Source organism: Neobacillus sp. GCM10023253 (genome assembly GCF_042653105.1).
In the GTDB taxonomy this organism is placed as follows: domain Bacteria; phylum Bacillota; class Bacilli; order Bacillales; family Cytobacillaceae; genus Neobacillus; species Neobacillus citreus.
The window spans coordinates 277,027-290,177 of record NZ_JBHSHV010000006.1; the positions used below are offsets into that span (position 1 = coordinate 277,027).

Sequence of the window (13,151 nt, forward strand, 5' to 3'; positions counted from 1 at the left end):
ATTCACCCCTAATCTATTGGAAACTCTCCTTCGATGCATGTATCCAAATGAGGGCAAAAACGACAATGAAAACCAGGTTTTGAAAGTAAGGTCGCCGTGTTCCCCATAATAGTTTCAACCATACCATTTTCCAGTTTGGCTTTGTTTTCGATGGTATTATCAACTAATCTATTCCTAATAGCATTTGATAAACCAGGTAACTGAATGTTCTTCCTTGCTTTACTTACAGAAGTATTCCCGCTTACTTCCTCCAGAGTCTCTCCTCTTCCCGTAATATTGATATATGTCTGGGCGATTGTCTGTTTTTTATAATCCGTCCATTGCGGAAAAAGATCCGATACTGTTTGGATGACCTGTTGGTTTGTTAGTCCGGTACTCCGTCTCACGAGTCTGATAAGCTCAGTAAACATGAACTGATGATTGAAATCATCGATAAAGACAGGTGAAGGATTTAAAATATAACTATAGTAAAAGCGTCTAGGACATTGGTTATATTCAATCAAGTAATCTGCAAATTTCAGATCTGATAATCCTTCCTCCAAAGACGATTGCGCCTCTAATTCCGTAAACTCGCAAGTATTGGGACGTGGTTCAATTTTAGGCTGATTCTCTTTTTCCCTTGAATCTTTAATTTTCAAACCTAATTGATAGATATAAACGGCAGGTTTTAGATTCGTCCGATCTAGATAATTCCTCATCCAGGATAGCTCTATGGTTCCCAAGAACTCCAGCGCAATGAACAACAAATATCTAGAAATTTGCTTAACCGATTTATTTCGCAGCGTATTCAACTCCAGTACCTCATGGAGAATGGATAGTTTTTCAAATGTATCCTCCTGTAAAGGCCATGGAGTACTGAACTCATCCAGTGGTAAACCCCGTTCATCCAAGCCGGTTAGATGTATAGTCTTATTCTTCTTAAAGGCTTCCCCGTCCACTTCGATAAACGGTTTAATGAAGGGATCTTCAGACTTGGAAAGCTTCCCGCTCAAGTAAACATTAATGGCTTCCCCAATATCATCATAAAGGAAGAAATTATCATCCTTGATATTCTTCAGTTTTTCATTCAACTTCACAATGATATCGACTTCATCTAATAGTAAATTGGAATGCCTGATAGGATTACGTTCTTCCAAGATGGTTAACAGCTTTTGAAAGTGGTCGCTGATGGAAGCTTCCTCTTGCTTCAGGTCGAATAATTCCTGAGCAATAAAAATCAATTGCTCATAAAAGTATTGTACGTCCTCTACTTGCTTTTTCGTAAGTGCGAAATGGGAGATTTTCGAAAAAGGACTCCGGACACTCGTTACGATTCGATTGTCACCTGGTTCTTCAAAAGCTGCTATCACCTCATCATAATACCTCAGTAAATCGCTGAATCTTTCATCCCAGTCATGTACATTCCGACAATTGCCGAAGAATGGCAATAGTTGTTTTAATACATACGTATAATCCCTGGCATTCTTTTTGGATATTGGATTATACAGCCATCCCGAGGAAAAAGTGGAGATTAGGATATCCTCATTCAGCACTAAGGAGGAACCTTCAATCATTTGGTGAATCTTACTAATGAACTGGCCAATGGGATAATGTAAGAAATTCCTGCTTTCTGCAAATTTGTCGGGATAGTATTGAACGAGAATATCATTCAGCATATCCGCATTGGTCGCGATAAGTTGTACATCTTTCCGGTGAAGCTTGGGCTTGCCGATAGGATAATAGGGAATGATGACCTGATTCAAGAACTCATGAAAAGAATCATAACAGATAACCTCTTGATCCGTTGATTCTTTTACCGCTTCTTCCCCTTCAAAGGCAGATAAGAATGCAGTTCCCAGTGTTTCTTTCTCCAGCTTCCGGTTACTCTCAATGACCCAGTAATCTGTCCATTGAAACTGTTCGGAAATGAAAGCTCTTGTAAAGTCAAAGGTATCGGAAAAACGTTGATCATAAAAATTGAAGAACGTCATTTCAAATCCGGATTTCATCAACGACTGCAGGATGATCTGCTGTTCAGGTGTAACGAAGTAGAATCCATGTAAAACAATTTTATTAATCGTATAGTCAAAAGATTTATGCTCTTTTTGCAGTATTTTATTCAATTTACTTTTCACTTCGAGCATTGACCAGCCTTTAATCAATTGCTTCCTTATTCCTATGTAGGTGGGATCTTGTTCTTCAACTTCAAACCAGATTTGATGAAAGAGCTTTTCTTTCTCGGTCAGGTATTCCCCGGCTGGGTCAATCCGCAAGAAATCAGCCGGTTTAACACCAGTAAACGTCAAGAAACGGATGGTTTCCAGAATCTCTGAACGATTATTACGGAAGGCATCTTTCAATTCCTTTTTTTCAGTCGCATACCGATGGATAATCCGCGATAATGTCAGGTACTGTTTTAACTGATCCTCAGGCGAGTTCCACTCGGATAATAATTCATCCATGAGTTCACGGAACGTAAAAACATTACGGAATTCATCCGCTTCATCGTCCTGATAAGCCTCGACAATTCCATCCTTCATGTTTTTGGTTGCACATATATGAATCGCATTTTTTATATGTTCGAACTGTGAATGATGTTTCCAACGTTTTGGATCATCATAGGTATACACATCAATCTTCATGTTTCACCTCGGTAAGTGCTGGTTGTAGTAAACTGGCCCATGAGTTTTCCATTATTTTTTCAGGCATCATGAGGATCAGCCTCTTTTTCGCACGTGTCATCGCTACATACAATAAACGCGTTTCTTCCCTCTCTTGTTCAAACTTTTCATAGTTCTGCAAAGAGGCAAAATGGTCATTATGTATTTGTTCATTAGTCCAACCCACCGTGCGGACATTTCCTTCCATTTCTTTTTCATCTTGAACGTAGAAGGTCGTCCGGTTATGACCAAATGGAGAATTGAGCTTTGGCATAATGACAGTATGATACTCCAGGCCTTTTGAACGATGCACAGTCGTAATTTCAACAACCCCTTTTTGGGATTCAATCACAGGTTCATCTTCATTCCGATTGACACGAATCTGAAGAGTTAACCATTCATGAATGCTCCAAAGGGTCCCATTCATCGAATCGAACTGCTGTTGGATCAGGTTCATCAAATGAAACATGTTTTTCTCATATTGTTTCACGGCAGTTTCAATCGTTAAAACATTACCTTCATATTTCGCCTGATAATGACGGTTAATATTTTCAAATAGCCCTTTTTCGGAAATGACCTTCTGAATCACGGCCATGACTGGCAATAGCCTTAAATCTTCAAGATATCGTGTGAAATCATCCTTCATATGAGACTTGATATAATCTAAAATCTTATCATGATCCCCTTTAAAGGGAACCAGAAGCTTACTAGGAAACTGATAGCCAAAATACGGTGATTGCAACAGGGTTATGACAAACATTGGCTCATGAGGATACAACAAGGCATCCAACAACGATTTGAAATGCAGGACGGCATCGGACTTGAAGAAGGTGCCATCCAATTTCGACACTGTGCCAATCTTGGCTTTTTCGCACCAGTTACGAACTTCCTGGGCATGTCTGTTCGTTCTGACGATCAATGCTATTTTCCTGTTTTCATCGTCGGGCAATCGCTCGGCCACCTCAAATGTCGTGCGTATTTGCTCGATGGTATTGACTTCCAAAACCTTTTTACTTGTACTTGGATACTGGAGTTCATCCGTATTCGGCTCCGTGATTTCCATTCCTCTTAAGCGATCGTTTTCCGTATACGGGAGAAGGCTATGCTTACCGTCTTTTCCCCAACGGTCTTGACCCCAGAAAGAGAAAACCTTATCTAGTTTTTTCAAAAGGCTACTGGTCGTCCGATAATTCTGATTTAAGGCAATCGGCTCAAATTTAGGTGTGTCTTTTGATTCCACGCGTTCTTCCAATCTCTCAAAAGATGTATAATCTGCTCCACGAAAGCGGTATATGGACTGTTTAATATCACCGACAACAAACAATTGATAGTTCAATTGATTTCTCAGGCTTGCGACTAACTCAATCTGGGTATTATCACTATCCTGGAACTCGTCAACAAAAACGAATTTATCCCTATTTAGTTGTGTCATATGATTCCCGTTTTGGGTAAAAAGCTTGAGCTTTCGGATCATGTCACCCGTATCTATCGCATTAAGCTTTTTCTTTTCCTCCTCAAGTGACTTTTCACAGCGTTTAAACACAAATTTGAAGAGATCATGCAGGACCTTATAATTTTCATCTGCTACTTGGCCCCATTCCAACTCTTCGATTTCTTGTCTAGTTAGCCCCTTCTTCTCCATCTCATCCCAGAAATTCATCATCATGTCAACCACACCGTAATACGTTTGTTTTATTCGGACAAGTTCTTTTACGGAGTGGTTTTGGAAGAATTCATCGGCAAGCCTTTCGATGATGTCCTGCTTAATTTTGATAAAGCTCCTAACCTTTACATTGCGTCCAAAGCCGATTTCATGCGCCAATTGGGTAAGGATAGTCTTGGAGAAAGAGTGAATGGTGCTAATTTGCATATTCTTTACTTCTTCAGAGAAATAAAGATATTTGGTCTTTCCTGTCAGCTTAAACATCTTAAGCAGCTTCCTTTGCAACCGTTCCTTCATTTCATCTGTGGATGCATTGGTGAAGGTCACCATTACGATATCTTTTAATGTTATGTCGGCCTTCTCCAGCAAGAAAAGGATGCGATCAATCATCACATATGTCTTTCCTGTCCCCGCACCCGCTGTTATCATCAAGTTTTTGGCAGGTGGTGTATGAGTTGCGATAAATTGCCCGTAATTGAATTCGGGGAAATGTTCCCCGAGTACATCCTTTAAAAAAGAAGGTTCTCCCTTACCATCGGTTATGACTTGATATTCCGGTAACATATTGGAATGTTTAGCCTGGAAAACCTGAAACTGAAACTCATCACGAAAATCCTTTAATGCATTCAACCAGCTTCCGGAAATGGGAAATGTACAGAACAGATAAATCTTTATGCCATCCTTTAGCGCCGTTTCAATGTTTTCTTGATACTTTTTGAATTGGTCGCTTTTTGTAAAAACGTAAAGACGGGAGAAATGATTTTTCTTTTTAATACTTACTTCTTGTTGCTGCTCTTTTATATAAAAATGCTTTTTTAGTGCCAGCCACTTATGATCATTCATCGGCGTTCTGGCCCGGTAAAGACCCATCCTTCCAAGCTTTTGCACCCATATACCCTGCTCGAAATCATCCTGGAACAAGATTGGTGGGCTGTTAAGCAACTGACTAAAGCCGCGTTCCGCCCATTGCTTGCTCGTAATATAAGGCAAAGCGACCACTGCACGCTTACTAAAGGTCCTGTAAAGAATTGCTTTTTTCTCGATATCATCACAAAGCATGTTCAGCTGCTGCTCTGCCTGATTATAAGGCTGGCCCTCATCACCATAAAAATTTGTATAGTGCCAAATATGTCCTTGAACAGCTACAATATTGTTTATATTTAATCCCTTAACTTCTATAACATTAAGGCCTAGTTCACGATCGACGAGTAATATGTCTATTTCACGTTTACCAGAGTGATTTTTCTTAAACATTGGGTAATGGAGAAATCCGAAGCTGTTACGATTCGAGAATACCGTTTTAACATAATTCCAAACATGTTTCTCTGCTTCTATTCCGGGTCTGTATTCGACCATTCCTTCAATAAACAATGACTTCCCCTCCAAAAAAGTGACTTTATACCTATTATACAAATATATCATCCAAAAATGGACATTATTTTACAAATTTTGCAGAATAGTAGATATTACTATTAGAAAACTTGGATTTTTCGGCGATAAACAAACCACAATTTCATCGCATGTTGGTTTCACTCGAAAATAGAAAACATATTACTTTGTTATTGAAGGTTGAAAATTATGAAAGAACTTTAAAACTTTAAGTTACTATCTTATCTTTTTGCTTGTTTAAGTCATACTCAGCAAGTTGTAAGAAAAGATGGCTTTACTTAAAAAATAATGCTGACCAAAGTTCATCGATCAGCATTCGTTTCTTTTCTACTAAGACAAAAATTCAATATCCCTTTTTATCTAATCTATCGCTTCTTCAACTGTCCTAATTCCCATCTTATTTTAGAAGTCCACTTTCCATCATTATATAAAATAAAGCTGCTCCGTTTGGATTGATATCCTCAACTACATTTTTCCTCCGATGATGAGGTTTTCTCATAGTACACTCACCAAGCCTCGTCCCAATTTTTGTCATTCACTCGCTGGTAGAAGTCTTTATGCCTTTAGACGGTTTTTTATACTGCTCATCGAACAGGCCTCTATACTCAGCCATAATTCGGTCTAAAACAATCCTTTTGTACTTCTCAATAATTTGCTGAATTCTACCCAATTTCGATTCCCCACTTTACCTTGCTATACCCTAATTAACTAAATTTCTTTTTAAAGGGATTCCCAAAATGGATACCTTATAGACTTTCTTAATAGAAAGGGGTAGTGCCAATAAAATATAGCACTACCCTCAACTGATTTATTAAAATTGACATAGGAGATTTAAATAAAATCCAATTCATTTAGCATGGTCACTAAAGTTTTTCCTTTGACCCATAAATTTTGATGATACATATGTATCCCATTTATAACCAATGGTTTTTTATCAGAATCCGCACCTGTTCCTCTAATAAAGAAGATATTATCTTTTGACTTAGGAAAATTAATGGAAGTCATCGGTTTCCCTGTTTTTTTGTTAATGCGAGGCTTGCCGTCTTTATCGTATTCTATAGTTTCCTTTAATTGATTATGATTAATTAACTCCCTTACCTCACTCCAAACTTTTCTTACATCCTGTTCTATTAAATCGTTGGGAAAGACCAAACGTTTAAATCCTAAAAATTTATTCTCAAGCAGTTTTGCCGTAGACGATGGCTCTTCGAAAATAATATACAAAAAATGATTAATGAAATAATTAAAAACTGAAGAATCTTCAAACTCGATACTTTCATCGGTCCATTCTGAAAAATCGATAGTAAATAATTTCGTATCCTCGGTCCTGGTTCCCTCTTTTGTTTGAGTTATTGTTTTGGGTACGATCCCAATCTTATTGAATAATTCAATTTTACTTATTTTTTTGGCTTTTGCCCCGAACATTTTCAAAACAATCTGCTCAGAAATAGACTTAGAAACATCGCCTTTATTATTTAAAGTTATAGGAATATTTAGTTCCAGCATGAGCTGTTTAATGGTTTTTTCGCGATACAATTCTGTTAATGAATGTAATTTTTCATCCAATTCTTTAAATGTAGAGTAGTTCCTATTTAATTCTTCAAACTTTTCACCAAAGTATTTTTGGACAATATTTGAAACGGTTGCCCTTTTCAATCGAAATCTTGGTCGATTCGGCCATTTAGGAGCAAGATCAATCATCATTAAGTCTTTTCTTAATTCCGAAGAAATCCGAGGGTACTCATTTTCTGGATGGTCATATTCCTCTTGTAATTTCCGAATAAAATCCCTAACGATTTTCCAGTCATTTTTCAAAATTTCCTTATCTTCCTCGGAAAACTCGTGAAATTGATAACCCTTAATAGGAAAATTAGCATAATCGATTGCTTTTACGGTTACATCAGAATCATAGAGATAATAAACCAATAACATATTTTCAAGTTTGTGCCAGTAATTAGAGGTCTCGAAATTTTCTTTTGTTATTTTCTCAGGAGAAACGGCCGTTATGGACATGGGCTCTTTGGCATCATATTGATGTTCGGAATTCTTTTTGGATTTTCTTATTCCTGTTGTTTTTAATTCTACATCTTTCCCATCAACAAATAAGTCCGGTCTTTGTTTCGAATCCGGTGGGTAACCCAGCACAGACTGTTCAATTACGTCACCTGCGATACCGGTAATTTTCGGATTTATTTGGGCCCTGTTAAAGACTTTTTTTCTATCGACTTCCCCTAATTTTTTTCCGACAACATGATTAAAAATAGTTTCAAGTTGTTTTTTTGAAAAAACATGCCCAGCCAGAATAAACACTCCCTTGACTCGTTTTCTTAACGATTACTATATTTGAAAATTACTTTCTCGGTGGGAACCAAATTTTATTTTCCTTATGTAATGAAGGTTTTACCAGTATATACTTCATCCAAAGTTTTTTTAGCAAGTGTTACATTCAACTTATCGGCCATTCGATTGGACATAGAGTGTATCTTAACATTATCTTGAATAGGATTTTGCACTTCCATTTCGCCAATAAAGAGCCTGCCTTCAACCAATACATCGTTTTTTTCCTTTAAGTAAACTCCATTTTTGTCCTGCACCAATTCCATATAGTCTATTAGTTCTCGAAGTCCAGTAATGGCATAACTAATCCTCTTTGTATCTTTCTCTTCTCCAATGAAAAGTTTTTCCAACTTACCAGTTTCTTTGGTGTAAATCTCGATAATGATATCCGGCCTGCCGCTCCAAAAAGTTGTGGAATCAAAGTTTCTCTGAAAGCTGGTTTTGGGCAATATGTAAAGCATTGTGCATAGACGATAATTTTCTCAAAATGAATGGATGATCAAACCTCGACACTTCTTTGGAAGATATATAAAAAGAAATATTTTTTGATCCGGCCAAATCGTGATAAATAGAGTAAAAATGTTCGGCCGTCTCCCAGCAAGCGACCAGATTGCTTCTTCCATCGATAAGCTGCATCTGTGCATTTTTCGTAATATTCTTAATGAGATTTATCGTCCAAAACAATTCAAATAACACTTCTTCTTTTTCGGGAAAAATAAACGTTTCCGATAAAAGTTGTTGTAACAAGTCTTTATCATAGTTACCTTTCATAATCTCACGGTACTCCAGCAGCAGTTCTGCAGCGTGACGGTACAAAGGATTTCGATGATAAAGCGTTTTTTGAATCATCCGATTTGTCACCTTGTTATTATCAGACTGCACCTTGGAAAGATACACATTTTTTCGTATCATGTCACTAACGATACCCTTTAGATCTTTCCACTCCTGAAAATAGTCGTAGTTCTCAAGGCGAGTTATATCAATCTTTATAAATAGCACCCTATAAAGAGTATGAAGCAGCTCTTTCAAGACAAGATTTTCGGTTATATCATAATTCCGTATCGATTGACTGCAGGAAAAAATGGTGCGATCCTTGTGATTAGTTTTTAACCGTTCTTTTAATGTATTAGCCCAATGAATCTGACCATGAACCTCTCCAATGTAAATTTCATTTTCAATTTTCGTGGAAGTTTTAAAACGGCGAATTAAGTTAGGAAGTTCCCGAACAAACTGCTTTACATCCTCTCGGAGCAAAAAGTGAATTATTAACAAATGCTCGAGCTGAGAGATGTTTAATTCCGCCTTTTTATTAAATGATTTTAAACCAACTTTTCCAGCTTTTAGATAGACAATGAGAAAATCACTAACTTCTTCAATTATTTCTTCTCGTTTCATCCCTTACTCCTTTATTTGGAAAAAGTCATAGGTGAAATTCAATAACTGTTCTTTATCCACTTCTTCTAGTTCCCCAATTTTTTGAACAAACTCCAAGATTTGATAATCCATTAATCCTTCAAATTGAGGCATGACATATAAGATGATGGCAGAAGTAAAGTCTCCATCCTCTATCGTAAACTTAGCCAAATCTTCTATGATGGCAGGACCTACTTGTTTGTATTCGTTGATCAGTACCCAGGATTGGGCCAAGGTTCCTAAGTAACCATATTCCTCAATTCCCACTGAATTAGATAGGTTTCTACCAGTACTTCTGTAATATTTTTCGGAACACCAACCGGGATAAAGGCAAAACGTCTCATGAACGCATAACTCATTTCATAGAGAGAGGCTTTATCAAAAGCATTCATCGTCCCGATAAACCCCAATCATTAGGAATGATATATTCATAATCATTCTTTTGATTTAAAACCTCATCCTCCTGCGGGCGAATCACCACTTGATTTCCGCTTTCAGCCGTAAATGGCAGGGTAATAGGATCACCCGTTAATGCTGAAAAAAGAGACCCAAAGGCCTTATCGATATCAGCCCGATTCATCTCATCAATAATCAACCACTCATTTTTGTGTTCATAGGTTTTTTGATAATTAAAACACGATAAAAATATACTAGGCCCAAATGTCAAGGTTCCGTCAGCTTCCGGGCGATTCCCGCCAATGGTTTCGAAGGTTGACCAATCAGAAGTGGCTGTGGTCATTTGATAATTGACACCGAAGCTGCGGCAAATCTCCTTGGCCAATTTGGATTTACCAGTTCCTGGAGGTCCGGTTAAAATAATATTCTTACCTTTCCTAAGAGCAGTTTGCGCTTGTTTAATAATGATTTCCTGATTTTCAAAATGCAAACCTTCAATTGTAATGGATGCAGTGAAATCTATTTTTGGCAACTCGAATCCATCTTCTTGGATTACCGTATCCTCTAAAGCTAATATTGCTTCAAATTCCTCTTTAGTTAATTCAAACAAGCTGCCTTGTGCACCATTTTTAACAGGTGAAGAGTCTTCTAATTCTTCCACCTCCAAGATTTGCGCCACGAGATTGGCTCTATATCTCTGATATACCGAAAGGAAACTCCTTCAACCGGTTCATCGAATCCTTCATGTGGTTCTGCATGAAATCCTTCCACTACCTCTCCTAGGACAACAACTTCTTTTCGAGGTGTCGATTCATAAAAAATAATTTTATCTTTAGGCTTTGCCATAAAAAAGCATTAAAGATTCTTCTTTTATTTCCTTTTTCATTGTATGCAGTATAAAAAACAGTCTCTCCCTTCTTTATTCTGCTTACATCCCAGATGGCAGGATTCGCCGTTAACCAAAAATATTTTATATCAGCCTCTTCCTCTGCCATATTCTCGCTCTCAAAGCCGTTCATTAATATGTCTCTCCTAACTTATTATCAAATATTGCTCGTTCCAACCGAACATGGTTATGTATAAGGTATGGAGAACGTTTCTGAGATTCAAACAGGTGATTAATGTATTGAATGGTATCCTCATGATTCTCTTCAAATAGTTTTGAGAGCGATTGTACTTCAGCTAACGGCATACTATAAAGTCTTACTTTCCTTTCTTTCACTTTTGCAAAAGGATTATCTGATTTATATTTCCTAAGATTGCCTGAATTATATGTTCCCTTGTAATATTGTCAGGAATTAGCATCATTATTTCCCCTCTCAAAAGCTCTTGAAACCCTAATATATTATTCCATATTATACCACAAGAACTTTCTGTGAATTTGTTGTGAACTATATCTAGATATCATGCTTCATAAAAATGACCAAAGTAATAGGAAAGGGAATATTACAGTGGAGCTACTGGAGTAGTAAAATAGGGGTATTTAGATATTAATGGTTTGTATGAAAATGGAGAATAACCGGAATTGATGGTTAAATTTATCCCAATATAAAAAAGGCCATTTATGGCCCCTTCTTAATTTAATTTGCGAAAGCGATTATTTTTTTATTTCAAAGAAGATTTTTCTGCTTTTTAATAACTAGCGAGATATATCATCCAAGGTACTGCTTGTTTGATGGATTTCGTAATTTTATATCAATGAATGAACACAACCCTGTCAAGGTTGTAAAGTGAATCAGATTATAACAGATTTAGTTTGAAATCGTTGGTATTTTAGGCTTTTATTTTATGATAATTTGATTTAAACAGATGTAATTGGTGGCAATATGATTCGTTTTGCCACCAGTCTGCCACCAACTTGCCACCATTCGAAATCCCTGTCAGATAAGGGTCGATGCGATTTCCTCATTTAAATAAATATCACATTACATAAATAGCATTGAAGTAAATAAAAAAGCGCTCAAAAAATATGAGCGCATGTGCATTATTCCTTTTTTTCATTTTTATACTTTTGAAAAGCTTCATGAGCCAAAGCATAATTACTTTTATCCTTATCTGTAATAATGTTTGGACTATTTACCCGCTTATAGAAGTTTTCGTTAAATTGAGGGTCCATCATACGTGCTGCAAGTCGTTTTACTAAACTAGCCATAAGTAATCCCTCCATCCTTTTCTTAATTATACCCGTTTACATATAGTTTTATCCATATTTATTTTTATTCTCCAATATACGGTAACTCAGACTTATTCTTAAAAAGGCTTAGTTGAAATGGATTTTTGATTTCACCATCCTCAAATTCTTGGGTAAAGGGAGTTCCCCTTATGTAGAACGGCTCGACTATCTGGTTTTTATCAATTCGGTCTTCAGTATTGTTAAACATTAGCACTTCGTCGAAATGTTGTTTTAATTTTCTGAACGTAATTGCTGAATTACGATTAGCCAATTCAACAAACGCTGGATCAACATATCTCTTCTCCTCTTCCCCACGCTTTATTGCTCGAGCTTGAGCAACTTCTAACTCAACATCTACATATACCCCTGTTATAGAATACGCGTTTTGATTGAGTTTTGTTATTAAATCATCATAAAGCGGTTTCCACGACATTGTACCATCATAAATAAACGATAAGCCTCTATTTATGCACTCTTGTAGTAGTAATTTAACGATATGTCCACTCTCTTCATGAACATAAAATGCCGCAAAATATACAGTATCTTCACTCTCTTTGTATTCCTTATATTCATCTAATTCTTCTTTAATTTTGTCACTATCAATAAGTATGAAATCAGAAACCGAGTCTTCCATCGTTTCAGGCAAAAAGTATTGTTCAACTATTGTACTTTTACCTGCTCCAGCACCGCCAGCTAGTAAAATAGATTGTCTATCTTCATTGGGTTCCCTGTCCTTTAATTTATTAAAGATGATCACTCGATGTTTTTCAGCCCTACTCTCTACATAATCACCATTAATACGATATTTTTTTGCGGTTATTAAATCTTCTCTTACTTCTAGTTTTTGTGTTGATAATCTCATATAGATCCCCTTTTTTATAAATCAGCTAAACACTAAAGTTATGAGCATTTCTTATTTTCCAATGGATTATTGCAATTAGTAGTCTCAGTATCTTCGCAGACATTAGGAAAAGTCCAATAACAATCACATGAAAATTATTTACTACTCCTTTCACATTATAATTGAAACATTCTCTCTTTTTCTACTTTATTTACCAATTTTTCCACTCTAATTAATTTCACTAAACTGTAAAGGGGAAGAAAAAAGCGATCGCCAAATTTAATGCTAAATGGAGGAGAT

Annotated in this window: 12 protein-coding genes; all 12 read right to left on the reverse strand. The window is 36.6% G+C overall.

All coding sequences use genetic code 11. The features are described 5' to 3' along the window. Window positions 1–8: 8 nt before the first annotated feature. The gene (locus tag ACFPA1_RS08700) at window positions 9–2,621 is read right to left on the reverse strand and encodes a hypothetical protein (RefSeq protein WP_378582080.1); all 2,613 of its coding nucleotides are present in this window, start codon (window positions 2,619–2,621) and stop codon (window positions 9–11) included. After that, window positions 2,611–5,673 carry a UvrD-helicase domain-containing protein gene (locus ACFPA1_RS08705; protein WP_378582081.1) on the reverse strand — a complete coding sequence of 1,021 codons (3,063 nt, stop codon included), beginning with the start codon at window positions 5,671–5,673 and terminating at the stop codon, window positions 2,611–2,613. Before ACFPA1_RS08705 ends, ACFPA1_RS08700 begins: the two co-directional genes overlap by 11 nt. 553 nt (window positions 5,674–6,226) lie before the next feature. Further along, window positions 6,227–6,361, reverse strand: a complete 135-nt coding sequence (locus tag ACFPA1_RS08710) for a hypothetical protein (protein ID WP_378582082.1) — start codon at window positions 6,359–6,361, stop codon at window positions 6,227–6,229. Window positions 6,362–6,522: 161 nt separating this feature from the next. Next, window positions 6,523–8,001 (reverse strand): MutH/Sau3AI family endonuclease, encoded by a 1,479-nt coding sequence (locus ACFPA1_RS08715; RefSeq protein WP_378582083.1) that lies wholly within the window; start codon window positions 7,999–8,001, stop codon window positions 6,523–6,525. Between the two features lie 74 nt (window positions 8,002–8,075). Next, on the reverse strand, window positions 8,076–8,378 hold the full coding sequence (locus ACFPA1_RS08720; RefSeq protein ID WP_378582084.1) for a hypothetical protein: 303 nt from the start codon (window positions 8,376–8,378) through the stop codon (window positions 8,076–8,078). 67 nt (window positions 8,379–8,445) lie between these two features. Then, entirely contained in the window at window positions 8,446–9,423 is a 978-nt protein-coding gene (locus tag ACFPA1_RS08725; RefSeq protein WP_378582085.1) for a hypothetical protein, read from the reverse strand. Window positions 9,424–9,426: 3 nt separating this feature from the next. Beyond that, complete coding sequence (locus tag ACFPA1_RS08730) at window positions 9,427–9,675, reverse strand: hypothetical protein (RefSeq protein ID WP_378582086.1); 249 nt, start codon at window positions 9,673–9,675, stop codon at window positions 9,427–9,429. A 5-nt stretch (window positions 9,676–9,680) separates the two neighbouring features. Further along, window positions 9,681–9,833 carry a hypothetical protein gene (locus ACFPA1_RS08735; RefSeq protein WP_378582087.1) on the reverse strand — a complete coding sequence of 51 codons (153 nt, stop codon included), beginning with the start codon at window positions 9,831–9,833 and terminating at the stop codon, window positions 9,681–9,683. Next, complete coding sequence (locus tag ACFPA1_RS08740; protein ID WP_378582088.1) at window positions 9,830–10,516, reverse strand: AAA family ATPase; 687 nt, start codon at window positions 10,514–10,516, stop codon at window positions 9,830–9,832. Before ACFPA1_RS08740 ends, ACFPA1_RS08735 begins: the two co-directional genes overlap by 4 nt. Before the next feature lie 100 nt (window positions 10,517–10,616). Further along, window positions 10,617–10,856 carry a hypothetical protein gene (locus ACFPA1_RS08745; RefSeq protein ID WP_378582089.1) on the reverse strand — a complete coding sequence of 80 codons (240 nt, stop codon included), beginning with the start codon at window positions 10,854–10,856 and terminating at the stop codon, window positions 10,617–10,619. 965 nt (window positions 10,857–11,821) lie between these two features. Further along, complete coding sequence (locus ACFPA1_RS08750; protein WP_378582090.1) at window positions 11,822–11,989, reverse strand: hypothetical protein; 168 nt, start codon at window positions 11,987–11,989, stop codon at window positions 11,822–11,824. Window positions 11,990–12,053: 64 nt separating this feature from the next. Beyond that, entirely contained in the window at window positions 12,054–12,872 is an 819-nt protein-coding gene (locus ACFPA1_RS08755; protein ID WP_378582091.1) for a zeta toxin family protein, read from the reverse strand. Window positions 12,873–13,151 lie beyond the last annotated feature (279 nt).